This is a genomic window from Halomonas sp. SpR8, assembly GCF_031010195.1.
Classification (GTDB): domain Bacteria; phylum Pseudomonadota; class Gammaproteobacteria; order Pseudomonadales; family Halomonadaceae; genus Vreelandella.
This window is the reverse complement of sequence record NZ_JAUAMC010000008.1, coordinates 41,531-64,778: the sequence shown is the minus strand read 5'-3', so window position 1 is coordinate 64,778 and position 23,248 is coordinate 41,531. Positions and strand designations below refer to the sequence as shown.

The 23,248-nt window shown below is 53.0% G+C and carries 21 protein-coding genes; 12 read left to right on the top strand and 9 right to left on the bottom strand.

The genetic code is table 11. The features are described 5' to 3' along the window. Positions 1-33: 33 nt before the first annotated feature. Both QT230_RS15825 and QT230_RS15820 read right to left on the bottom strand, forming a co-directional pair. Positions 34-699 (bottom strand): CoA transferase subunit B, encoded by a 666-nt coding sequence (locus tag QT230_RS15825; protein WP_308322967.1) that lies wholly within the window; start codon positions 697-699, stop codon positions 34-36. Between the two features lie 60 nt (positions 700-759). After that, positions 760-1,458 carry a CoA transferase subunit A gene (locus tag QT230_RS15820; RefSeq protein ID WP_308322966.1) on the bottom strand — a complete coding sequence of 233 codons (699 nt, stop codon included), beginning with the start codon at positions 1,456-1,458 and terminating at the stop codon, positions 760-762. Positions 1,459-1,654: 196 nt separating this feature from the next. Between QT230_RS15820 and QT230_RS15815 the strand changes: the two genes are divergently transcribed. The 3 genes from QT230_RS15815 (at position 1,655) to QT230_RS15805 (ending at position 4,435) form a co-directional block, all read left to right on the top strand. Continuing rightward, the gene (locus QT230_RS15815) at positions 1,655-2,551 is read left to right on the top strand and encodes a LysR family transcriptional regulator (protein ID WP_308322965.1); all 897 of its coding nucleotides are present in this window, start codon (positions 1,655-1,657) and stop codon (positions 2,549-2,551) included. A gap of 106 nt (positions 2,552-2,657) precedes the next feature. Then, positions 2,658-3,539, top strand: a complete 882-nt coding sequence (locus QT230_RS15810) for an acyltransferase (RefSeq protein WP_308322964.1) — start codon at positions 2,658-2,660, stop codon at positions 3,537-3,539. A 119-nt stretch (positions 3,540-3,658) separates the two neighbouring features. Next, positions 3,659-4,435, top strand: a complete 777-nt coding sequence (locus tag QT230_RS15805) for a LysM peptidoglycan-binding domain-containing protein (protein WP_308323224.1) — start codon at positions 3,659-3,661, stop codon at positions 4,433-4,435. A gap of 116 nt (positions 4,436-4,551) precedes the next feature. Here QT230_RS15805 and gcvT read toward each other — a convergent pair whose 3' ends face one another. Next, positions 4,552-5,664, bottom strand: a complete 1,113-nt coding sequence (gene gcvT / locus QT230_RS15800) for a glycine cleavage system aminomethyltransferase GcvT (RefSeq protein ID WP_308322963.1) — start codon at positions 5,662-5,664, stop codon at positions 4,552-4,554. Between the two features lie 159 nt (positions 5,665-5,823). Next, the gene (locus QT230_RS15795) at positions 5,824-7,233 is read right to left on the bottom strand and encodes a sodium:alanine symporter family protein (RefSeq protein WP_308322961.1); all 1,410 of its coding nucleotides are present in this window, start codon (positions 7,231-7,233) and stop codon (positions 5,824-5,826) included. Between the two features lie 349 nt (positions 7,234-7,582). Between QT230_RS15795 and gcvH the strand changes: the two genes are divergently transcribed. Together gcvH and gcvP are read left to right on the top strand one after the other, a co-directional pair. Further along, positions 7,583-7,972: a glycine cleavage system protein GcvH gene (gene gcvH, locus QT230_RS15790; protein WP_308322959.1), complete on the top strand. Its 390-nt coding sequence runs from the start codon at positions 7,583-7,585 to the stop codon at positions 7,970-7,972. Between the two features lie 86 nt (positions 7,973-8,058). Continuing rightward, positions 8,059-10,953: an aminomethyl-transferring glycine dehydrogenase gene (gcvP, locus tag QT230_RS15785; protein ID WP_308322957.1), complete on the top strand. Its 2,895-nt coding sequence runs from the start codon at positions 8,059-8,061 to the stop codon at positions 10,951-10,953. Positions 10,954-11,004: 51 nt separating this feature from the next. On the opposite strand, the gene QT230_RS15780 is transcribed toward gcvP, so the two are convergent. Continuing rightward, complete coding sequence (locus tag QT230_RS15780; protein ID WP_308322956.1) at positions 11,005-11,928, bottom strand: LysR family transcriptional regulator; 924 nt, start codon at positions 11,926-11,928, stop codon at positions 11,005-11,007. A 143-nt stretch (positions 11,929-12,071) separates the two neighbouring features. On the opposite strand from QT230_RS15780, the gene ppnN reads away from it, so the two are divergent. Continuing rightward, a complete protein-coding gene (gene ppnN, locus QT230_RS15775) occupies positions 12,072-13,454 on the top strand; it encodes a nucleotide 5'-monophosphate nucleosidase PpnN (RefSeq protein ID WP_308322955.1) in 1,383 nt (460 codons plus the stop codon). Between the two features lie 152 nt (positions 13,455-13,606). Further along, positions 13,607-13,807: a hypothetical protein gene (locus tag QT230_RS15770; protein ID WP_308322954.1), complete on the top strand. Its 201-nt coding sequence runs from the start codon at positions 13,607-13,609 to the stop codon at positions 13,805-13,807. A gap of 96 nt (positions 13,808-13,903) precedes the next feature. Here QT230_RS15770 and QT230_RS15765 read toward each other — a convergent pair whose 3' ends face one another. The 3 genes from QT230_RS15765 to QT230_RS15755 all read right to left on the bottom strand — a co-directional run bounded on the left by QT230_RS15765 (position 13,904) and on the right by QT230_RS15755 (position 16,975). Then, positions 13,904-14,740 (bottom strand): DUF6694 family lipoprotein, encoded by an 837-nt coding sequence (locus QT230_RS15765; RefSeq protein WP_308322953.1) that lies wholly within the window; start codon positions 14,738-14,740, stop codon positions 13,904-13,906. 280 nt (positions 14,741-15,020) lie between these two features. Next, positions 15,021-15,809, bottom strand: coding sequence for an SDR family oxidoreductase (locus QT230_RS15760; protein ID WP_308322952.1), 789 nt, complete (start codon positions 15,807-15,809; stop codon positions 15,021-15,023). Between the two features lie 29 nt (positions 15,810-15,838). Further along, positions 15,839-16,975, bottom strand: coding sequence for an iron-containing alcohol dehydrogenase (locus QT230_RS15755; RefSeq protein ID WP_308322951.1), 1,137 nt, complete (start codon positions 16,973-16,975; stop codon positions 15,839-15,841). Positions 16,976-17,232: 257 nt separating this feature from the next. Between QT230_RS15755 and QT230_RS15750 the strand changes: the two genes are divergently transcribed. The 5 genes from QT230_RS15750 (at position 17,233) to QT230_RS15730 (ending at position 22,248) form a co-directional block, all read left to right on the top strand. Next, positions 17,233-18,213 carry a tripartite tricarboxylate transporter substrate binding protein gene (locus QT230_RS15750; RefSeq protein WP_308322950.1) on the top strand — a complete coding sequence of 327 codons (981 nt, stop codon included), beginning with the start codon at positions 17,233-17,235 and terminating at the stop codon, positions 18,211-18,213. A gap of 11 nt (positions 18,214-18,224) precedes the next feature. Next, a complete protein-coding gene (locus QT230_RS15745) occupies positions 18,225-18,695 on the top strand; it encodes a tripartite tricarboxylate transporter TctB family protein (protein WP_308322949.1) in 471 nt (156 codons plus the stop codon). 3 nt (positions 18,696-18,698) lie between these two features. Then, complete coding sequence (locus QT230_RS15740) at positions 18,699-20,213, top strand: tripartite tricarboxylate transporter permease (RefSeq protein ID WP_308322948.1); 1,515 nt, start codon at positions 18,699-18,701, stop codon at positions 20,211-20,213. Beyond that, positions 20,210-21,262: an Ldh family oxidoreductase gene (locus tag QT230_RS15735; RefSeq protein WP_308322946.1), complete on the top strand. Its 1,053-nt coding sequence runs from the start codon at positions 20,210-20,212 to the stop codon at positions 21,260-21,262. Before QT230_RS15740 ends, QT230_RS15735 begins: the two co-directional genes overlap by 4 nt. 89 nt (positions 21,263-21,351) lie before the next feature. Next, positions 21,352-22,248, top strand: a complete 897-nt coding sequence (locus QT230_RS15730; RefSeq protein WP_308322945.1) for an NAD(P)-dependent oxidoreductase — start codon at positions 21,352-21,354, stop codon at positions 22,246-22,248. 15 nt (positions 22,249-22,263) lie between these two features. Here the strand turns inward: QT230_RS15730 and QT230_RS15725 are convergent, their stop codons facing one another. Beyond that, a complete protein-coding gene (locus QT230_RS15725; protein ID WP_308322944.1) occupies positions 22,264-23,229 on the bottom strand; it encodes a GntR family transcriptional regulator in 966 nt (321 codons plus the stop codon). Positions 23,230-23,248 lie beyond the last annotated feature (19 nt).

Genomic DNA, 23,248 nt, shown 5'->3' with positions numbered 1-23,248 from the left:
CGCCATTACATGAATCAGGCAATCAAAATGCCCTTACTCAGCATCAAAGGTCATCTCGGGAACATGGTCGGGAACAATCAGCTTACCCGCCGTTTTCTCGACGATCTCCTCAACGCTAACGCCCGGTGCACGCTCTTTGAGAACAAAAGCCCCATCCTTGATTTCGAGATAAGCCAAATCTGTCAAAACGCGGTTAATACAACCAGCGCCGGTCAGCGGCAGCTCACATTTTTCTAGCAACTTGGACTCGCCATGTTTAGAGGCGTGGGTCATGGTGCAAATAATGTTTTCAGCACCGGCAACCAGGTCCATGGCACCGCCCATACCTTTGATCAATTTGCCGGGAATCATCCATGAGGCGATGTTGCCCTGTTGATCCACCTCAAAAGCCCCCAGCACGGTGAGATCGACATGACCGCCGCGGATCATGGCAAACGATTCCGCTGACGAAAAAATCGCCGCGCCGGGGCGAGCGGTGACCGTCTCTTTACCCGCATTGATCATATCCGAATCAAGTTCGTCTTCGGTAGGGTAACGGCCCATCCCCAATAGCCCGTTTTCGGACTGCAGCATGACATCGATGCCATCAGGAATGTAGTTAGCAACCAGTGTAGGAATACCAATCCCGAGGTTGACGTAAAAACCATCTTGCAGTTCGCGGGCGACGCGTTGAGCCATCTGTTCTCGTGTTAAAGCCATGGTGACTTCCTCTTGTAATCGTTAATAGGCGAGTGAGGCGTTTTTAACAGTGGCGCTGCTTCAGCTACGCACCGTGCGCTTTTCTATACGCTTTTCAAACGTGCCCTGGATAATGCGATCCACATAAATACCTGGTGTGTGAATTTGGCTAGGCTCAAGCTCACCCGGCTCAACGATTTCTTCAACTTCAACCACGGTAATTTTCCCCGCAGTAGCGGCCATGGGGTTAAAATTCTGGGCCGTATGACGGTACATAACGTTGCCATAGCGATCCGCTTTCCAGCCTTTTACAATGGCAAAATCGCCAATGATCGCTTCTTCTAAAATATAATGGCGGCCATTAAACTCACGCACTTCTTTGCCGTCACCAATCGGCGTGCCATAACCAGTCGCGGTATAAAATGCTGGAATACCCGCTCCGCCAGCGCGCATTTTTTCAGCCAGAGTACCTTGAGGGGTTAATACCACCTCGATTTCATCGTTGAGCATTTGCTTCTCAAACAGGGCATTTTCACCTACGTAAGAGGCCAATATCTTACTGATTTGACGATCTTCAAGCAGTATTCCCAGTCCGAAACCATCAACGCCGCAGTTGTTGGAAACGACGGTGAGGTCATTAACGCCCCGCCGCTTGATTTCGGCAATCAAGTTCTCGGGTATGCCGCACAGGCCGAAACCACCGGCAATGACGGTCATGCCGCTTTCGATACCTTCCATTGCTTCTTCGTAGGAAGCTACTCGCTTATCGAATCCTGCCATTGTTATGCCTCACCTTGTTGTCATTAATATGCGTTGGTTGTCATATAAGCTGTCTGTGAACTGGGCTGGCAGTGATATGAACTGTCACTGCTAGATGAACTGGATTTTACGCTAGTGTTAGTGTTGTGCGAGATGATATATTTGTTAAGTTTGTTTTTCTTATCAATTTATTTAAAAAAATTATAAAAGGTTTATTATGACCGTTAAACAGCTACGCGCCTTTCTTACGGTCGCTCAAACCCTCAGCTTTACCCAGGCCTGCGAACGGCTACATTTATCCCAACCCGCACTCAGCTTAGCCATTAAAGGCCTAGAAGAGTCGCTGGGCGGCAAATTATTAATTCGCAGTACCCGCAGCGTCAGGTTAACCCCTGAAGGTGAGTCGCTGCTACCACTCGCCAAGCATCTGCTGGCTCAGTGGGATAATACCGAAGAGCGTTTGCGTCAGCGCTTCACACTGCAGCTTGGGCGACTCAGCGTCGCCGCTATGCCTGCGTTCGCCTGTAGCCTGCTCCCTGCCGCGCTGGTGAAATTTCGTCAGCAGCACCCCAAAATCAACATCACTGTGCACGATGTGATTAATGAAGAAGTCACCGAGATGGTGCGCTCACGCCAGGTTGAAATGGGCATTGCCTTCTCTCCTGAAGGCACCGGCAGCCTGCTATTTACACCGCTGTTCGAAGATCATTATGTGGCCGTTGTGCCGCCAGGCTCGCCATTAACCCAGGCCACACAATTAGCCTGGGCAACACTTTTGAAGCACGATTTTATCACCTTGCAACGCCCTTCAATGGTACGCCGCTTATTAGAGCAGGAACTGAGCAAACAGCAAATGGAGCTGCCGGTAGCGTTTGAAAGCCACCAGCTTTCAACGGTAGGCCGGATGGTCGCCGATGGTCTGGGGGTCAGCGCAGTGCCTTCCATGTGTATTCGGCAAATGCATGAACTGGGTGCACACTGTATACCCTTAACCGCGCCTTCAATCTCTTGTCGGGTGGGTATTTTGACCCAGCAAGAGCTTTCCGTTGCCGCTCATGCGCTGCGAACCGTACTCCTCAAAACCGTCCAAGCGCCCTCGTTACCTGAGCACTAAAACCCTGTCATCAAGACTATCAGTATTAGGTTTATACTGGGCAGCATGACTACGATCCTTTAGCATTCAGTATTAAGCTATTGGTCTAACGCTAAGGAACCGCGGTATGCCGATTGTAAAAGGGCTGGTTAGCGCACTGATGCTGACGCTCAACACGCTATTCTGGGGCGTACCACTTATACTGCTGACCCTCTTGAAAGTCATTGCCCCTGGGCGGCGGCTGAAACAGCTTGTGTTACAAAGCCTAAACTGGGTCGCGCTGAACTGGATAGGTGTTAACCTTTGGTGGATGCGGCACTGGCTTAAGCCGGTGCTAGATGCCAGCGTGCCCGATAATTTGAGCCCGCAGCAGTGGTGGCTGGTAATATCCAATCACCGCAGTTGGACCGATATCTTCATGCTGTTAATGGCGTTGCATCGGCGTATCCCCATGCCGCGCTTTTTTATTAAGCATCAGCTAATCTGGATTCCGATTGTCGGTCTGGCTTTTTGGGCGTTAGAGTTTCCTTTCATGCGCCGCTTCAGTCGTGAGCAAATTGCTAACAACCCTAAATTAGCCAGCATTGATCGCACCGCCACTGAACGAATGTGTCGCCAGGCGCGCAGTACACCCATTGCGATTTTCAATTTTGTTGAGGGTACGCGTTTTACCGTCGCTAAGCGCGATGCGCAGCAGAGCCCCTACTGCCATTTGCTGCGCCCAAAAGCGGGCGGCATTGCCCAGGTACTTAACCTACTGGGAAATCAACTAGATGGTATCCTGGATGTGACAATTAGCTACACCAACCCCTCGCCTACTTTTTGGGGATTCTTGTGTGGCAAAGAAGCACCCGTCAGGTTGCACGTGCGACAACTCGACATTCCTGTTTGGATGTATGCGCCAGATAACCCCGAAGAACAGCAGCATAAGGAACGTTTCCACACATGGATCAACTCACTCTGGCTGGAAAAAGATGGCCTGCTGGACGCCCGCACCGATCACGACTAATAGCGTTGTTCGGCGCCTGCCTGTTCGCCGGAATACTCTCAGGCTGTGCCAGCAGCCCTGGGTCGTCTTCCCAGCAGGCAGCGACGCCTAGCGGTGCTAGCCAAATTAGCGGGGATTGGGTGCAGGTTCAGCGCGGCGACACGTTGGGTAAGCTGGCAGCTAGGGCCAATGTGCCGTTAGAGCGTTTGCAGCGCTTTAATCCCAGTGTGGATGCACGCCGTCTTGAAGTCGGCCAACGCCTGTTGATTCCCACCCAGCAAGAGCGCGCACCTTCAGGCGGCCCTTATCGCTACCAAATCCGCCCTGGCGATACCTTCTCAAGTATCGCCCGGCATTTTGGCACCACCAGTGGACGTATTCAGAGCGCCAACACCAGCGCCTCGCCCACGAACTTGAAGGTCGGCCAAGTCATCAGTGTACCCCTAAGCAGCTCAGCAGCCCGCAGCACCGCTAGCAGTGGCGGCTCACCACGACCAACTGCCGCTCCCACAGCAAGCACACCGAGTCAGGCCCTACCCGCCTCTGCGCGCCGCTGGCCATGGCCGCTGGAGGATTATCGCGTAGTGCGCCGCTTCGGACCGGATAGCCGCGGCACCCTTCAACCGATGCTGCTCGCCACGCAAGCCGGCGCTCAGGCAAAATCCGTCGCCCCTGGCGAGGTACGCTTTGCCGATGGTATGCGCCAGCTTGGCGAAGTCGTTATCGTGCATCATGCCGATAATCTACAAACCGTGTACGCCCTATGCGAGCAAATCCTGGTCGACGTAGGGCAGCAGGTGAGCACAGGGGACGCGCTTTGCGAGGTAGGCCAAAGCGACGCAACTCAGCGTTACGACTTGCTGTTTGATCTGCGCCAAGGCGGTAAACCTGTCGACCCCAGGCAGGTGCTGCGCTAACTACGTTAAAAAACTCACTTTGTGCTTAAACGGCGCGGCCCCTGCTTTTGCAGGGGCCGCCAGTCAAAAAATCGAGTTAAAACAACAGAGGCTAGCTAGTTATGTTAACCACGATGTTAGCCTCGATAGTAGCCCGGCTTTACAAACGGGGTGGGGGCAACCGCCATGGGCAACTGCTTACCGCGCACCACGGCAAACACAGCGTTTTGAGGAGCCTCTAGCTCGCGGGTTACATACCCCATCGCCACCGGCTTACCAATGCTTGGACCAAAGCTGCCAGAAGTCACCACACCGACCTCATTGCCGGCCTCATCAACTAACGTGGCGCCTTCACGCACCGGCGCACGGCCTTCGGCTAACAGCCCAACGCGCTTGCGGGTGTGATCTTTCGCATCGATCTGATGAAGAATAACGTCGGCGCCTGGAAAACCACCGGGACGCTCTCCACCATAGCGACGCGGCTTACCAATCGCCCAGATTAGGCCTGCTTCTATCGGGGTGGTTTGCTCATCCATATCGTGGCCGTAGAGGCATAAACCGGCCTCTAGCCGCAGCGAATCTCGTGCGCCGAGGCCAATGGCTTCTACTTCGGGCTCGGCAAGCAACTGCTCAGCAAAGGCTTCACAGCCGTCGGCGGCGACGGAAATCTCAAAACCGTCTTCACCAGTATAGCCGCTGCGGCTCACCCACACTTCCTGCCCGGCAATGGTAAAACGGCCATGCTGCATAAACACTAGCTCGCAAGCTTCCGGACACAGCCGCTGCATAACATCCCGCGCCTTAGGCCCCTGCAGCGCCAGCAAACCGCGATCTAACGGCTCGATTGTATGAGTTGATGCCAAATTAAGACGCAGGTGTGCCAAATCCTGGTCTTTACAGGCGGCGTTGACCACCAAATAAAAGTGATCGCCCGCGTTCACGACCATCAGATCGTCAATAATACCCCCTTCGTTGCTGGTGAAAAGTCCGTAACGCTGCGCGCCCTTTTCCAGCCCCACCAAATCAGCGGGTATCAGAGTCTCTAGGGCTTCGGCCACATTGTCCCCAGAAACGTTAATTTGCCCCATATGGGAGACATCAAACAGGCCGCACTTTTGACGAGTGTGCTCGTGCTCTTTTTTAACCCCCAACGGATACTGCACCGGCATATCATAGCCTGCAAAGGGCACCATTTTGGCCCCGAGCTTAAGGTGTAAGGCGTGAAGCGGCGTTTGCTTTAATTCGGACATGGAGGCTTTCCTCACTTAAAATTGCTTACTTAAAAAATGCTTACTTAAAAACTGTTCATTTAAAAATAAGACGGGAAGCCACTGGTTAAGTGCCTTCCCGACTCTACTGCTATTCACGTACTAACTTCACCTCCAGCGCTTATCAGCGCGCCACAGGCATTATTGGTCGTGATCCAGCTCTTCACCCGGCAATACGTCTTTGCCGTCGAAATAGTCCTTGGTTAGTTTAAAGACTACCGGCGAAAGCAGTGCCAAGGCAATCAAGTTAGGAATAGCCATCATGGCATTGAAGGTATCCGCCATTAGCCAAATGAAGCCCAGCTGTGCGATGGCCCCTAGCGGGATAGCCAATACAAACAGCACGCGATAGATCATAATTGAGCGGGTGCCAAACAGGAATTGGCAGCACTTCTCACCGTAAAATGACCAGCCCAGGATGGTGGTAAAGGCAAAAATGGCCAACGCGACCGCAACGATCTGATTACCAAAGCCGGGTAGCGCTGCATCAAACGAGAGCGCTGTGAGCGACGCCCCGGCTTCACCTTCGATCCATACCGTGGAAGTCAAAATCACCAGGGCGGTAATCGTGCACACAACGATGGTATCGATAAAGGTACCCAGCATAGCGATTAAGCCCTGGCGTACCGGGTTTTTGGTTTTGGCCGCCGCGTGTGCGATAGGTGCACTACCCAAGCCCGCCTCATTGGAAAATATACCGCGTGCCACACCAAAACGAATTGCAGCCATCACCGCCGCCCCGGCAAAACCACCGGCCGCCGCCATGGGATTAAAGGCGTAGTAGAAGATCAAACCAAAGGCTTCACCGATCTGCCCGGCATTAACAATCAAGACCAGCAGACCAGCCACTACGTAGGCAATGCCCATGATGGGCACCAGCTTGCCCGCTACTTTAGCGATGCGCTTGATACCGCCCAGAATCACCGCGCCCGCCAACACCATAATAATGACGCCCGTCAACCAGTGCGGCACGCCGAAGGTGGCATCCATGGCATCCGCAACGGAGTTGGACTGAACGGTATTACCAATACCGAACGCCGCTACGGCGCCAAAGAAAGCGAACAACCCGCCCAGCCACAGCCATTTTTTGCCCAGGCCGTTTTTGATATAGAACATTGGGCCGCCCACATGGAAACCGGTGCTATCGGTTTCACGATAACGTACCGCCAGCACCGCTTCAGCAAACTTGGTCGCCATCCCAACCAACGCGGTAATCCACATCCAAAACACAGCGCCGGGGCCACCTAACGCAATCGCCGTGGCAACACCGGCAATATTGCCGGTGCCGATGGTCGCAGAGAGTGCGGTCATCAAAGCGTCAAAGGGTGATATCTCTCCTTCATCTCCCTCTTTAGTTGGCGCCGCTTTCCCCACACCCGGCTTAGCGTCACGTCCCGCCCACATTAGCTTGAAACCCATACCGAGCTTTCTAATCGGCATCAGTTTCAAGCCAAGCTGCAGGTAAATCCCCACACCAAGCAGCAGAACCAACATGACGGGGCCCCAGACCACGCCATTGATCGCCCCTAACAGGCTAGTTAATGTTTCCACGCGCTTCTCCTTACTGGATTTTGTATTGCCGTTATTGGTTATTCATAGCGTCGTTAGCGTTGATTAGCCCACGATTAGCATGTTTTACACCATGAACTTAGCAAGCATCTAGGGTAATGTCGCTTGCGCATAGAGGATGCCGCCTTTTTTATAATCTAACAGCCTCGATAGCATCAGAAGGGTTAAATGCTTCCGATAGCCAGGTCACGTTGAAGAAATTTGTTTCCGATAGGAAACACGTTAACATGCAGCATTAATCTCTTCCTGAGCACTAGTCGATGATCGCCAAGGCGAGCGACAACCGCTAGTATGCTCAAATCCAGAAAACTGTTTCATATAGGAAAATATCATGAGCAACCTTCCTGCCAATCTTCGTTACGCTGAAAGCCACGAGTGGGTGCTTGACAACAAAGATGGCACCGTTACCGTCGGTATTACCGATCACGCTCAGCAGGCGCTCGGTGATGTTGTGTTTGTTGAGCTGCCTGAAGTGGGTTCCACCTTGAGCAAAGGCCAAGAGTTTGGCGTGATCGAATCGGTCAAAGCCGCGTCAGACCTTTACTCGCCCATTAATGGCGAAGTCATTGAAGTCAACGAATCCCTTGAAGATGCTCCTGAAACCGTTAACGACGCCCCCTACGAAGGCGGCTGGGTCATGAAAGTCCGCTTGGACGGCGACTCCCTTGACGGCCTACTGGACGCAGATGCCTATCAAGCCACGCTAAGCGCTGACGCCTAAATTTTGCATTAAAAGCCTGTCCCTGGCGGCAGGCTCTTCTCTTTTATTGCCCTGCACGGCTCTCTCTTAACGTTCGGAATCTTCCCATGCCTTTTGAAACACGCCGCTTGGCCGAGTTGGCCGACCACGATGCTTTTATCAAACGTCATAATGGCCCCAGTCCTGATGACGTAGCCACTATGTTAAAAGCGCTCAACATGCAGCACATGGAAGATCTGATTGAGCAGACCGTGCCAAGCGATATTCGCCTTGGCCGCGAGCTAGCCCTCGACGAGCCACGCAGTGAAGCCGAATCGCTTGAGTACCTAGCCCAATTAGCCCGGCAAAACCGGATGGCAAAAAGCTATATCGGCCAGGGCTACTATGGCACCTATATGCCCGCAGTAATTCAGCGTAACGTGCTGGAAAACCCAGGCTGGTATACGGCTTATACGCCCTATCAGCCGGAAATATCCCAGGGCCGTTTGGAAGGCTTGCTGAACTTTCAACAGGTGGTAATGGACCTAACCGGCATGGAGCTGGCGAATGCGTCACTGCTCGACGAAGCCACCGCCGCCGCCGAAGCCATGGCACTGTGCAAGCGTGGCAATAAGAAGAGCAAATCCAATGCGTTCTTCGCCGCTGACGACGTTTTCCCGCAAACGCTGGACGTGGTTAAAACCCGCGCCGAGTTCTTTGGCTTTGAGCTGATTACAGGCCCTGCAGAAGAGCTAGCCAATCACGATGTGTTTGGGGCACTGGTTCAGTACCCCTCCGCCAGCGGTCAGGTACGCGATTTAGCGCCGCTGTTAAGCGCGGCCGCCGACCGCAACATCATGACCTGCGTGGCCAGCGATCTTTTGAGTCTGGTGCTGCTAAAAGAACCCGGCCAGTTAGGGGCTGACATTGTGGTCGGCAACTCCCAGCGCTTTGGCGTGCCGATGGGCTTTGGCGGCCCTCACGCGGCGTTCTTTGCGACTTCCGACAAGCTCAAGCGCTCGATCCCTGGGCGTATTATCGGTGTATCCAAAGATAGCCGCGGCAATACTGCCCTGCGCATGGCGATGCAAACCCGCGAACAACATATCCGCCGCGAGAAAGCGACCTCTAACATCTGTACCGCCCAAGCATTGCTAGCCAACATCGCCGGTTTTTACGCTACCTACCACGGCGCTGAAGGGCTGCGCAAAATTGCCGGCCGCGTTCACCGCCTGACAACCCTGCTTGCCGAGGGCCTTAAGCAGGGAGGTGTGTCGCTAGCCCATGACAGTTGGTTTGATACGCTACGCTTAGCGGGCGTTGACGCAGGCAAGATTCATGGCCGCGCCATGACCCACGATATTAACCTGCATTACTTCGCCAATGGTGATGTGGGCATTAGCCTGGATGAAACCACTACTGCACATGATGTGGCAGCGCTGTTCGACGTACTGCTGGGCGATGAGCATGGACTTTCCGTTGCTGTTTTGGATGAGCAGGCGGTGACGAAGGGCGCATCCAGCATTCCCTCTGCCTGCCAGCGCGAAAGCGACTTTTTGAGTCACCCAACGTTTAACCGCTACCGCAGCGAAACCGAAATGCTGCGCTACTTAAAGCGATTAGAGAATAAGGATCTATCACTTGCCCATGCGATGATTCCGCTGGGCTCGTGTACCATGAAGCTCAACGCTACCAGCGAAATGATCCCCATTTCCTGGCCCTCGTTTGCGCATCTGCACCCCTTTGCGCCCCGCGACCAGGTCGCTGGCTACCATCAGATGATTGACGAGCTCTCGGCTTTCCTGGTCGAAGTTACTGGTTACGACCATATCTCGATGCAGCCCAACTCCGGTGCCCAGGGTGAATACGCAGGCCTAGTGGCGATTCGCCGCTATCAGGCGGCTCAGGGTGAAGGGCATCGCGATGTTTGCTTAATTCCTAGCTCCGCCCACGGCACCAACCCTGCCTCGGCGGCGATGGTGCAGATGAAAGTGGTGGTGGTCGAGTGTGACCAAAACGGCAATATCGACATCGCGGATTTGCGCGCTAAAGCAGAGCAGCATCGCGAGCAGCTCTCCGCCATCATGCTGACCTACCCATCCACCCATGGCGTGTTTGAGACCAGCGTGCGCGAAGCGTGCAAAATCGTCCACGACAATGGCGGTCAAGTGTATATCGATGGCGCCAATATGAACGCTCAGGTAGGGTTAACTCGCCCCGGCGATTTTGGCGGCGATGTATCTCACCTTAACCTGCATAAAACGTTCTGTATTCCCCACGGTGGCGGCGGACCGGGCATGGGCCCTATTGGAGTTAAAGCCCATCTGGTGCCCTACGTTGCAAACCACGTGGTAACGCCGATCAATGGCGTTAACGCTGACAGCGGCGCGGTCTCTGCAGCAGCTTTCGGCAGCGCCTCTATTCTACCGATCTCCTGGGCCTATATTAAGATGATGGGTGCACGCGGGCTGCGGGAGGCCACCGAGCTTGCCATCCTAAACGCCAACTACATTGCCAAGCGTTTGGAAGCATCATTCCCAATTCTCTACCGGGGTCAGAACGGCACGGTTGCCCATGAATGCATCATCGATATTCGTCCGCTCAAAGCGGCCTCTGGAATTAGCGAGGAGGATATTGCCAAACGCTTGATGGATTACGGTTTCCACGCACCGACCATGTCGTTCCCGGTGCCGGGCACGCTGATGATCGAGCCGACCGAGTCGGAGTCGCTGTATGAAATTGATCGTTTCTGCGGCGCCATGATCGCCATTCGTGAAGAGATCGTGCGGGTAGAGAGCGGCGAGTGGCCGCTGGATAATAACCCACTGGTTAATGCTCCTCACACCCAAGCAGATGTTATGGATAGCGAATGGCAGCGACCTTATGACCGTCAGTTGGCGGCGTTCCCCACGGCAGCCGTTCAAGGCGCTAAATATTGGCCCGCTGTTAACCGCGTGGATAACGTCTTCGGTGACCGCCAGTTGATCTGCTCGTGCCCTAGCATCGACGAGTATCGCGATTGATGAGTAGGACTTAAGCAGCAACTATCTTGCTAACACGATCGCCCCCACTGCCTAACTATTCGACGGTACTGTATTCGACGGTACTGGGGGTGTTTTCTCTTGCAGGCGCTGAGCGTGGAAGCCGTTTAATAGCTTCTCGTAGCGCTTGGGTAAAACGGAGTCGCGGCGGCGCAGTAGGTAGAGTACTTCATTGACCGCGCTGGACAGATTCAGCGCTTTTACCTGACGTTGCCAGGGTGAGGTTTCCAGCACCAGTCGCGATACCACGGTAAACCCTAACCCCCTGGCCACCGCGTCTAGCACCATACTGACTTCATTGGTAAAGCCCTGGTGACGAAAATGCGTCATCGAGCGAAATTCATCCGGGTAATTAGCCCGCAGTAATGCATTGGCGTGATTAATACCGTCGTAGTAGTTGAGAAATCCGATACCCATTAAGTCGGAGAGTGTACTGCCCGCAAAATCAGCGGGCACCACCAAGCAAAGCGGCTCCTGATGCCAAATAGAGCAGTCAAGCTCAGGATGACGTATTACCTCGGTGACTATCCCTATGTCATAACGCCCTTCGAGCAGATCATTAACAATTTCGTGGTTAAACGCAAAGCTATAGTTGACCGTTAAATTAGGGTGCATCTGCTGTTGGCCTAATATATACGGATAGAACATCAGCCCAACGCTGCCGGGCGAGGCAATGCGGCAATCGCCACTGTCTAACGAGTCGTCATCCAATCCATGGCGAAACTGTTCATGCTCAGCAAACAGCTTCAACGCATAATCGTAAGCCCGCCGCCCCGACTCGGTGAGCGTAAAGCTACGCCCCTTGCGCTCTAGCAGCTCTTTATTTAAATAGTCTTCCAACTTTCGAACGTGCTGACTGACCCCGGGCTGGGTCATTTCCAACCGATGAGCGGTGCGCGTAAAACTACCTGTCTCAACTAAGGTAATAAATGTACGAAAATATTGGGCATTGAACATAGAAAAAACCGTTGTCTTTAGCGGCCATCATTATAAATATGCCTCATAGTAGCATAGTGGCTTGATGGCCCGTGGCGCTGTACCCACCGTTAGAGCGTGGTAGTATGCAAGCAGACTTTAAATGATCAGGAACAGCCCCGCTAATGACCGAAAACGCTCAACCCCGCGCCACCCTTTCCAGCATCATTTCCCCCGAGGGGAGCCTAGAAGTACTTTCTCAGCACGAAGTTAACCGGCTTCACAAAACGTCTCAAAGCGGTCTGCACGACCTGCTCAGAAGCTGTGCACTAGCGGTGTTAAATTGCGGCAACCCCAGTGACGATAGTTTGGCGATTTTAGAAGCCTATAAAGACTTTGATATTGAAGTACTTCAGCAAGACCGCGGCATTCGTTTAAAACTGACTAACGCGCCAGCAGAAGCCTTTGTTGATGGCCGTATGATACGCGGTATCCGTGAGCACTTATCTTCGGTAATCCGCGATATTGTTTACGTTTATAACGAGATTCAGCACCACAATCGCTTTGACCTGAGCACGGGAGAAGGCACCACTAATGCGGTTTTCCATATCTTGCGCAAAGCGGGTACATTAAAGCCCGGTCGAGATCCTAGTCTTGTGGTGTGCTGGGGTGGCCACTCTATTTCCCGAGAGGAGTACGAATACACTAAAGATGTGGGCTATCACTTGGGCCTGCGTGATTTAGATATTTGTACCGGCTGTGGTCCAGGCGCAATGAAAGGCCCCATGAAGGGCGCCAACGTGGCCCATGCTAAACAGCGCCGCAAGGAAGGCCGGTATTTAGGCATATCAGAACCCGGCATTATTGCTGCTGAAGCGCCCAATCCCATCGTCAATGAACTGGTGGTGATGCCAGATATTGAAAAACGCTTAGAAGCGTTTGTACGCTTAGGGCATGGCATTATCGTCTTCCCCGGCGGCGTGGGAACCGCAGAAGAAATTCTCTATCTACTGGGCATTCTGCTCCATCCCAGCAACAACGACATCCCCTTCCCGTTAATTTTCACCGGGCCCGCCGACTCTGCAGCCTACTTTCAGAAAATCGATGAGTTCCTGGTGTATACACTGGGTGAGGAAATTCGTCGCTACTACACCATTATCACTGGCGACCCAGTAGCCGTAGCACGCGCGATGCGCCAAGGTATTGATGAAATCGCCGAATTTCGACGCACTCACCAAGACGCTTTCTACTACAACTGGCGTTTAACCATCGCGCGTGACTTCCAGGCTCCTTTTGAGCCAACCCATGAAGCCATGCGTGAATTGGCGCTCCACCGCCAACAGCCCACCCATGAGCTTGCCGCCAACCTGCGCCGAGCATTCTCCGGGATTGTGGCGGGCAACGTGAAAGAGCCAGGCATTCGCGCGATTAAAGCCCATGGCCCCTTTGTGCTAACGGCAGAAACAGAGCTAATGCAGCGCCTTGATGAACTGCTAACCTCCTTCGTGGCTCAAGGTCGGATGAAGCTCGATGGGCAGGCCTACACGCCCTGCTACGTGCTGGAATAATCATGTGTTGAAATAAGCAGGCGCTGATAAGGAGTGGCTGTGCTTACAGAAACCAGGGCGGCCTTATGCTCTAATTGCGTTTATGAAGCTACTAGCCGCGGAGCTATACTTAGGCAGCATTTCTTACTATATACAACTGAAAGGAACTCAATATGTTGATGATTAATCGATTAAAAGATATCAAAACCAAAGATTTCGCCAAGCACTGCTTTGAAAGCAGCTCGGTTGAAAAATTACGCACTGCAGCAGAGGGCACCCCTGATCAAGCAGAAATGACGCATTGGGGTATAACCGAAGGGCAATGGGAAGAGGCCATTGTTGCCGCGCTGGCAGACCACGAAGCCAAAGATTAAAATCTGGACGGATTGATGCTACCGCTGGCTTAGCGGTAGTACCAATGCCTTATCGTTTAGGTGGTCGGGCACTTTTTTCATTAAAGGGGGGCTTTCTTACTCCAGTTCCGAAAGAGCCGCACCACCATACTCATTTTGAAGACGCTCCAGTTTTGCGGTTTCGTGCTCTGTCAGTTCGGGCGAGTCCCACAAGGGCTTTTGATTAACATCCCGCAAACCTTCCAAGCTCACGGTTAGCTCTGCATCGTCAGGTATTTGCGTATTCCCCCAAGGGCCAAAACGGTTAGGGGCAAGACTCCATTCCAACATCTCTCCCGGCTCAATCCCCCCCGCCACAACGTAATAGAAAGACTCATCTACCCAAGGGGCCGAGCGGTCTGAGCTAGTCATTACACCCCGTAGCAGCAATTCTGAAATGACCTTATCCGTACCGTTGGTGACCTCAATATCGATCACCGGCTCGAGAACACCGTATGGGCTCTCACTTAGATAATAGCGAGCATCATCAATAGTGAAACGCGCTAACTGTTGTTGGTCGCTAGCCGCGTTGGCACGCTTCTCTTCCAGCCGTTTTAGCGTGCGCATGGCTTGTTCACGCTCTCGCGACCGCCGTTCGCGCAGAATCTGATCGGCTCGCTGAATAACCTCGTCACCGGTTAATCCATGCATTTGCATATTGGCCGACTCGGCAATTTCTGCCGCATTCATGCGATGCGGATTGAGAAAGTCGATACTGTTAAACGTCGATGCTGTGGCAATAATGATCAACCCTTGGTCAAAATCGCCACGCTTATATACCGGTAGCGAATCACGCACCTTCTCTATAGACACCACCGATGCAGGCATGGAGCTAGTATCGATTTTGGGATCTGAGCAACCGGCTATCAGGATGACTGATAGTGATATTGCAGACAGCCTAAGTAAGCTCCACATACCATTAACCTCAAAGCAGGCAGATAAAAATTGCTGAGGAGCTTAACCGAAAGTGCTAGTCAGCTCTACCTTTTGCAGTCTCGTGGTTGGCTGCAAGCCGCTTAAGGTCGCCTGAATTGGATGACGTCAACAGCCGGATAGAACGCCTAGGGATCGGTTGGTTTACTAGGCCACGTTGTGGCCTAGCGTTAATAGACATCACCAGCCTGCCGGAGAGCTTAGCTAGTTGTTAAAAAAACAGCTGTTAGAAAAGTAGCCGTTTTCGAAAGCGACTCACCTATCAATAAGTCCCCGGATAATTGCCTCCGTCTAGCAGTATATTTTGGCCTGTCATATAGCCTGCTTGCGCACTGCATAGAAAAGCACAGAAAGCGCCGAATTCCTCAGCCGTTCCAAAGCGCTGCGCCGGTACTTTTAGCCGAAATGCGTCGCGTACGTCTTCATAGCTCTGCTCAGTCGACTGGGCGACCTGCTGTTGCGTGTTCTTTAACCGATCAGTATCAAAAGATCCCGGCAACAAGTTATTGATGGTCACGTTGCGCCCAGCAAGCTGTGGTTGACGGGCCAGACCAGCAATAAAGCCGGTTAAACCACTACGTGCCCCATTAGACAGACCCAATATATCAATCGGCGCCTTAACCGCCGCCGAGGTGATATTAATCACCCGGCCAAAGCCTCGGGCCGCCATGTCATCAACCGTCGCTTTGATCAGCTCAATAGGCGTCACCATGTTGACGTTGACGGCCTCCATCCAGTCCTCTCGCGACCAATCGCGAAAGTCACCGGGCGGCGGCCCACCTGCGTTAGTGATCAGAATATCTATTTGGGGGCAAGCCGCCAACGCTGCTTGTCGGGTCTCTGCCAGCGAGATGTCTCCCGCTACGGTGTGAACACTAACGGCTGGATTCAAATTTCGCAGGTGTTCGGCGGTCTCTTCCAATAACGCTGAAGAGCGTGCGTTAATCACCACGTTCACCCCTTCAGCGACCAAGGCCTCAGCACACCCCTTCCCCAGCCCTTTACTGGCAGCACAAACCAATGCCCAGCGCCCCGCAATTGCTAATTCCATTGTCGACTCCTGATTTGCTGACGTTAATCTTAGAAGGATTGTTCAAGCATCCATTGGTAGTCTTCTTCACTGGCGAGACGAGGGTTGGTCTTATGGGTGTGATCGGCCAGGGCTCCCTTGATAATTCTGGGGAATAACTCTCGCGTGACACCTAACTCTTCAAGGCCCATGGGTAAATCCAGACGCTGGCTCATTGCTTTAATCGCCGGCGCTATTTCATCAGGCCCGGCAAGCTGCATAGTCTGAGCGATACGCTCAAGCTTTTGCTCATGCACGACAGAGTCGCATGCGGAATTAAATTCAATCACCGCGGGCAGAAAAATAGCATTGAGGGTGCCGTGGTGTAGCCGCGGATCAATGCCCCCTAACGAATGACTTAAGCTGTGTACACACCCTAACCCTTTCTGAAAGGCCATGGCCCCCTGCATCGAAGCACTCATCATGTTCATACGCGCCTCACGGTCGCCCGGGTTACGCGTCGCTTGCTCAATATTCAGCCAGCCACGGCGTAAACCATCCAAGGCGATTCCATCCGCTGGGGGGTTAAAGGCGGCCGACATAAATGTTTCTAGGCAGTGAGACAAGGCGTCCATTCCTGTCGCCGCAGTCATTTTAGCGGGCAAGCCCAAGGTTAGTTCAGGGTCACAAATAGCTGATTTTGGCACTAAATGCGGGGATAACAGGCCTACTTTGCGGCCATCTTCCAGTATCAGTATGGCCCCGCGGCCCACCTCGCTACCCGTGCCCGCCGTCGTCGGAATAGCAATGACCGGTGCCGTTGCGGCGGTAATTCGCTCGCTGCCACCTTCAACCACAGCAAAGGATTTCAAGGCACCCTCGTGAGTACCGCAAATCGCCACGCCTTTGGCAAGGTCGATAGCGGACCCTCCACCGATGGCGATGATGCCATCGAAGCCACCCTCACGATATTGAGTCGCTGCCTGTCGCACGGCGGCTTCATTAGGATTGGGAGGGGTTTGATCATAAATATCGGGGTGTGGATGGCGCAAATGCTTGAGCACTTGATCAACGATACCAGCTGCCCTAACGCCTGCGTCTGTCACGACCATGGGCTGGCGTATACCGAGACGATCGCACTCCTGCTGAAGCAGAGAGCAAGCTCCAAAATCAAACTGGATCTGCGTTACATAGTTAATAATGGCCATGAGAGTGCCTTTGGAATTGTTAGTGTTTTTAAGTAATAACCTACTCTTGTAACCGGAACAAGGCCGCTTCTCAGTGGCTGTGCTCCCCTCGTCATCAGCTTTCCATCAGCTCGTTGCCAGACTAGAGCGTGCTCAGGCAACGCGATTTCAAACGTCAAAAATTCAACTAAAGTCTACAAAATATGAATATTGAACACAATAGTCGTTAATGCTAGATTTGATTGGCCAACTCACAAAAACACAACATCGAGACTCGCATGAAAAATATCAACAAGACGCGATCCATCAAGAACATCACGGCGCTGCTATTACTGACGGCTTCCAGCTCAGTACTCGCTGCTTACCCCGAAAAGCCAATCACCATTATCGTGCCCTGGGCTGCCGGTGGTGGCACCGATGCTACCGCTCGTACCATTGCGGCTGCGCTTGAAGAACAGCTGGGTCAAACGGTCAATGTTGTTAACCGCACCGGTGGCAGCGGCGTCGTCGGCCACAGTGCCATGGCCTCTGCCAATCCAGACGGCTATACCCTGGGCCTGGCCACCGGTGAGCTCAATATGATGCACTGGCAAGGGCTGACCGAACTTACTTATGAAGATTTCACCCCCATTGGTCAGATCAACTTTGACTACGCTGGCGTTCAGATCGCCGCCGATGCGCCTTATGAAACGCTTCAGGATCTAGTCGATGCGATTGCTGAAGAGCCCATGGGTACCTTCAAGGCTTCAGGTACGGGCCAAGGTGGCGTTTGGCATCTGGCGTTTGCCGGTTTCTTAATGGATCAGGGGCTTGAAGCGAACCGTGTGACGTGGATTCCCAGTCAGGGTGCAGCTCCGGCGATGACCGAACTGGCCGCTGGCGGTATCGATATCGTGCCTAGCTCTGTACCTGAAGGGCGCTCCATGATTGAAGCAGGTCGAGCCAAAAGTCTTGGCGTCATGTCGCCAGAACGGATCAATAGTTTTCCTGATGTACCGACCATTAACGAGGCAATCGGAAGCGATTATCTCGTCGGTGAATGGCGTGGCATTACCGGTCCAAAAGGGATGGATGAGGAAATAGTAGCCACCCTCGAAGAAGCTCTCGAAGCGGCTTACAACAGTGATACTTACCAGGACTTCATGGCCAAACAAGGCTTTGGCACCGAGTGGCGTAATGCGGAAGAGTTCGGTGCGCTGATGGTCGAAATGGACGCTGTTTATGGAGAAATTGTTGAGAACGTCGGGCTGAGTAAATAAGGGGCCAAGCAATGAGAGATTTTCTCATGGGGCTCGCCTTCATGGTGCTGGGCGCCGTGGTTTTCAGCGTCGCTAGCCAGTTCCCTAAGTTGGCCAGTCTTCAATATGGTCCTTCTCTGTTTCCCTCCCTTATCGGGGGAGGGTTTCTCATCGGAGGCCTAGTGCTTTCTGCTACCCAACTGCCGGCTCTCAGAAGGCAACTGGCTGGCAGCAATGCCAATACAGGCAAGGTATTCGACTTCCGCTCCATACTTGTCTCGCTGGTTCCCTGCGCGTTAATCGTATTTTATATATACGCCAGCGAGTTCCTTGGTGCAGCCCTATGCCTTGGCATCATTATGCTGGTGCTGATGCTGATCAGAAAAACCTCACTGATCTTGGCATTAAGCGTCTCAATCATCGCGTCACTGACCATCTATTTTCTCTTCTCGCGATACCTGCTGATTCCCCTTCCTGAAGGGCTACTGAATTTCTGGGGTTAAATCATGGATGCACTTCTTTTAGGGGCCCAGCTTGTCTTCAATCTAGAAACAATGCTGGTCATCCTGGCTGCGGCGATATTTGGCGTATTCGTGGGTGCAGTTCCTGGGCTAACCGCCACTATGGCGGTGGCACTGCTAGTGCCTATTACGTTTTATATGGACCCTACCCCGGCGATTGCCGCTATAGTCACAACATCGGCGATGGCCATCTTTGCAGGTGATATACCCGCCACTTACTTGAATATTCCCGGCACACCCGCTTCGGCTGCCTATGTAGGCGATTCAAATTTATTAGCGCACAAAGGGCGAGCCCGAGAAACGCTGGGCATGAATTTGATCTGTTCGGTTTTCGGCGGTTTGTTCGGCACCTTAATACTGGTTTTTGTTTCTCCTTCCCTGGCAGAAGTGGCGCTCCAGTTTAGCTCTTATGAATACTTCTGGCTGGCGCTACTAGGGCTGAGCTGTGCGATCTTCATCTCAATTGGCTCAAGGATTAAAGCCTTTTTGTCATTAATGGTGGGCTTACTGCTCTCGACGGTTGGCTTGGACATGATGAGTGGAGCCCCGCGATTTACGTTCGGCATCCCCGACTTAATGGCGGGCGTCAATTTCATACCGGTGATGATCGGCATGTTCGCACTCAATGAGCTAATGCTGTTCTACGGGTCAAGCAATGAAGGTAGGGAGTTGCCTTCGCTATCCAAAGACAGCGTATTCAAACAAGCGCCAAGACACATAAAAGCCTATTGGCCCAACATGCTACGCGGAAGCTCGATTGGTACGCTGATTGGCGCCTTACCCGGTGCCGGTGCGGACATCGCCGCCTGGATCGCCTACGCCGTGGGCAAAAGCCGCTCTAAAGAGAAACAGGCTTATGGTACCGGCCATATTGAGGGAATTGTCGATGCCAGTTCCGCCAACAATTCGGGTATTAGCGGAGCCTGGGTACCCGCGTTGGTATTCGGAATCCCCGGTGACTCGATCACCGCGATTGTCATCGGCGTGCTTTATATGAAAGGCATGAATCCTGGTCCAACGATCTTTATGGATGGCAGCGGGTTGATCTACGCACTATTTATCGTATTTTTCATCGCTAACTTGATGATGTTGCCAATAGGTTATGCGGCGATAAAATCTGCCAAGGTGTTTATATTAACGCCCCGCAAGATTCTTATGCCGATCATCTTATGCTTCTGTATTGTTGGCGCATTCTCAATCAATAACTCGATTACCGATGTTTGGATAATGCTGATAATCGGCGCCGTCGGCTCCCTTCTTGTTCGCTGCGACTTTCCCATGGCCCCGGCAATTCTTGGCCTAGTGCTGGGAACAACGCTGGAAAACAGCTTTATGAGCTCAATGCTTAAGAGTAATGGCGACCTGCTCAGCTTCTTCTCCCGCCCAATTAGCGCAGGGCTGGGTGCGCTGGTCATTTTGCTATGGTGCTCCCCCCTATTGACCATGGCGTATAAAAAATTCAAAAACAGTCGCGCTGAAAAAGCACCGAGGATTTCATGAAACGTTATACAACAGCCTGGTTAAACGATGTCTTGGTTACCCTATTCATGGAAGCTGGCGCTTCTCGTGACGTCAGTGAAACGACCAGCAGCATTCTCATTGAGGGCGATTTACTGGGCCACCATACCCATGGCATCAAGCTGGCCAATGGCTACTTACGCGACTTGAAATCAGGCCACGCGTGTGGCGATCACTCTGCCCTTACCGTGAAAAAAATCAGCCCTGTTGCGGCACTGTTCGACGGCCACTATATTTTAGGGCCCTACTTGGTACAGCAAGCACTGGAGCAAAGCGCTACTGCCGCTCAAGAATCGGGCATTGGTATCGTCAGCATTAAACGCTCACACCATATCGCCTGTTTGGCGTCGTACTTGCAGCCGTTTGTCGAGCAAGGGCTAATGCCCATCATTATGACCTCGGACCCAGCGGTTAAATCGGTGGCACCTTTTGGTGGCGTGGAGCCGGTCTACACGCCCAACCCTATTGCCATGGGCATTCCTAGTCGCGTCCAGCCGGTTCTCATGGATGTCAGCATGTCGACCGTTACCAACGGCAGTGTGGCCAAGGCCTATGCGGAAAAAACCCCATTAGCACACCCCGTCATTCTGACCAATACAGGCCTGGCCAGCGATAATCCGGCAGACTTCTTTAGCGACCCCCAGGGCAGCATTCTGCCCTTAGGCGGCATGGAGTTTGGTCACAAAGGATTTGCCATGGGTTTGATGGTAGAGGCGCTGACCTCAGCACTGGCGGGATATGGCCGCAAAGATGAGCCGAGCGGTTGGGGCGCGTCCGTCACTGTGATGGTTATTGACCCAACACTGTTTGCGGGTAAGAGCTCGTTCCTTGATGAAACAGATCATTTGGCCTCGGCTTGCCTGGGCTCCGCCGCTATCGATCCAGAACGGCCAGTACGCATGCCCGGTCAAGCAGGCCTGGCTCGCAAAGCAGCCTATCTTGAACAGGGGATTCCCCTCCCCAACGATGTCCTCGCCGAGCTGAAAAAGGCGATTGATGACTCATCGCTCAAGGGGGGTATGGAAGAGTAGCGGTTGGCTGCAGCGCAATGGGTAACGGGCTTGCATTATCCGCATAGCTCACGATTAACAAGCTGGGTGACAGACACAAGGGGAATATCATGAGCGCTGAACAACTTCGCGTTGGCTTTATCGGCACCGGCATCATGGGTGCGCCTATGGCTGGCCATCTTGCCAAAGCGGGTTATACAGTGGCTGCTTGGAATCGTACGCCTGATAAAGCAACGGCGCTCGAGTCTAACGGGGTCACCGTGAGCGATACGCCGCAACAGGCGGTCACTCAAGCCGATGTGGTCGTGGTGATGCTCAGCTCAGGCCCCGTCTGCGATGAAGTGATATTAGGACCACAAGGCCTGCTGGCCGCAATGAAAGCACACAGCACTCTGGTGGTAATGAGCTCTATTCCGGTAGAAACCGCACAGCATCAGGCCCAAGCAGCGACTAAGCATGATATTGGCTACCTGGATGCCCCGGTATCGGGCGGCGAACGAGGCGCCCAAGATGCCAGCCTGGCCATCATGGTCGGCGGTGACGTCGAGACGTTCGAGCTTACCAGCGCTCTGCTCAGCGTTATGGGCAACCCTGTGCGGGTTGGCCCGGCCGGCACCGGACAATTAGCCAAGTTAGCCAATCAATTAATTGTCGCCAATACCATCGCCACCGTGTCGGAAGCAGTGCTACTTGCCGAACGCGGCGGCGCCGATCCAGCCAAAGTACGCGAAGCGCTTTTGGGCGGGTTCGCCGATTCAACTATTTTGCGCTCCCATATGCCGCGCATGATTGCCAATGACTTTGCCCCCGGCGGGCCCGCCAAATGGCAGCTCAAAGATACTCAAACCGCCATCGCGCTCGCCGAACAGTTCTCGCTTGAACTTCCGGTGTCTTCGTTGGTTAATGGATTATTTAAGGATCTCGTTGCCCATGGCGATGGGGAGCTCGATCATAGTGCCCTGATACGTGAACTCAGGCGCAGGAATGAGCTGCCGAACGGTGATTAACGGCGCTCGTTAGCGCTATCGAAGGTAATCAGGAATATCAAGACGCCCATTGTCGCGAAAGTCACTCAAACGCTCCTGCACTTTCGCTTCAGAGCCCGCCAGGTGTGCCAACAGCGCTTGGCCCGCCTGCTCGCTCTCCCTCTTACGCATTCTTTCAAATATCTCTAGATGATCATGAAAAAATGGATCTTTATCGGGCAGCGCTATCGACGACCCAAGCAGATGTTTACTCATAAGCAACACTGGATGAGTGCGCCTTAGCATATTAAATATTTCTTGATTGTCACCCATCCGAACGGTTTGATAATGGAGGTCGCTTTCAAGCTCATCAAGCGTGGCGCCTTGAACGTGCGGGTACTTTGCTGCAGTTTGCTCAAGCTTAGCAATAAAGTGGCTAATGTCTTCCAGCGGCATTGTCAGCGTGGCTCGAGAGATCATAAAAGGCTCTAGCTGCCTGCGCGCCTCGTACAGATTGTGCAATCTTTCATTATCTAAAGGCACCACAGACCAACTGGTATACTTCACTTTTTCGACTACGCCAATCGACTGTAAATAAAGCAGAATTCGGTGAGTAATCGTGCGACTGACGTTATATTTTCGCGAGAGCTGCAGTTCATTGAGCTCAAACCTGCCTTTCATCGAGCTCAACACCACCTCGTGCTCGACCTCATCAGCGATGCCCCGCCATGCATCTGTGCGCTCAATCTTGGCGTCTTCACCCAAGGCGCTAAAATCGTTGGCGGATAAATTGCGCCGAATCGGCTCCCTGGGGCTAGCGCCGACCAAATAGCCACGCCCATCAAACCGACAAATCAACTGTTCATCATGCAAACGCCCCAGCGTCTGTCGAACCGGCGAGCGGCTCATACCGAAAATTTCTGCAATATTCCCTTCGAGCAATACCAATCCTGTTTCAAGATGGCCGCTACCTATACTCCGCTTAAGCGCGTCATAAAGTTGGTCTTTTAAAGTTTGGGCCATTCAAGCAACTCATCAAATA

Excerpts from the sequence above, each read along its gene's own strand:
- QT230_RS15815 (WP_308322965.1), top strand. The coding sequence starts at position 1,655 with ATGACCGTTAAACAGCTACGCGCCTTTCTTACGGTCGCTCAAACCCTC.
- QT230_RS15735 (WP_308322946.1), top strand. The coding sequence starts at position 20,210 with ATGAAACGTTATACAACAGCCTGGTTAAACGATGTCTTGGTTACCCTA.
- QT230_RS15780 (WP_308322956.1), bottom strand. The coding sequence starts at position 11,928 with ATGTTCAATGCCCAATATTTTCGTACATTTATTACCTTAGTTGAGACA.
- gcvH (WP_308322959.1), top strand. The coding sequence starts at position 7,583 with ATGAGCAACCTTCCTGCCAATCTTCGTTACGCTGAAAGCCACGAGTGG.
- QT230_RS15725 (WP_308322944.1), bottom strand. The coding sequence starts at position 23,229 with ATGGCCCAAACTTTAAAAGACCAACTTTATGACGCGCTTAAGCGGAGT.
- QT230_RS15810 (WP_308322964.1), top strand. The coding sequence starts at position 2,658 with ATGCCGATTGTAAAAGGGCTGGTTAGCGCACTGATGCTGACGCTCAAC.
- ppnN (WP_308322955.1), top strand. The coding sequence starts at position 12,072 with ATGACCGAAAACGCTCAACCCCGCGCCACCCTTTCCAGCATCATTTCC.
- QT230_RS15750 (WP_308322950.1), top strand. The coding sequence starts at position 17,233 with ATGAAAAATATCAACAAGACGCGATCCATCAAGAACATCACGGCGCTG.
- QT230_RS15740 (WP_308322948.1), top strand. The coding sequence starts at position 18,699 with ATGGATGCACTTCTTTTAGGGGCCCAGCTTGTCTTCAATCTAGAAACA.
- QT230_RS15745 (WP_308322949.1), top strand. The coding sequence starts at position 18,225 with ATGAGAGATTTTCTCATGGGGCTCGCCTTCATGGTGCTGGGCGCCGTG.
- QT230_RS15755 (WP_308322951.1), bottom strand. The coding sequence starts at position 16,975 with ATGGCCATTATTAACTATGTAACGCAGATCCAGTTTGATTTTGGAGCT.
- gcvP (WP_308322957.1), top strand. The coding sequence starts at position 8,059 with ATGCCTTTTGAAACACGCCGCTTGGCCGAGTTGGCCGACCACGATGCT.
- gcvT (WP_308322963.1), bottom strand. The coding sequence starts at position 5,664 with ATGTCCGAATTAAAGCAAACGCCGCTTCACGCCTTACACCTTAAGCTC.
- QT230_RS15760 (WP_308322952.1), bottom strand. The coding sequence starts at position 15,809 with ATGGAATTAGCAATTGCGGGGCGCTGGGCATTGGTTTGTGCTGCCAGT.
- QT230_RS15825 (WP_308322967.1), bottom strand. The coding sequence starts at position 699 with ATGGCTTTAACACGAGAACAGATGGCTCAACGCGTCGCCCGCGAACTG.
- QT230_RS15820 (WP_308322966.1), bottom strand. The coding sequence starts at position 1,458 with ATGGCAGGATTCGATAAGCGAGTAGCTTCCTACGAAGAAGCAATGGAA.
- QT230_RS15765 (WP_308322953.1), bottom strand. The coding sequence starts at position 14,740 with ATGTGGAGCTTACTTAGGCTGTCTGCAATATCACTATCAGTCATCCTG.
- QT230_RS15730 (WP_308322945.1), top strand. The coding sequence starts at position 21,352 with ATGAGCGCTGAACAACTTCGCGTTGGCTTTATCGGCACCGGCATCATG.
- QT230_RS15770 (WP_308322954.1), top strand. The coding sequence starts at position 13,607 with ATGTTGATGATTAATCGATTAAAAGATATCAAAACCAAAGATTTCGCC.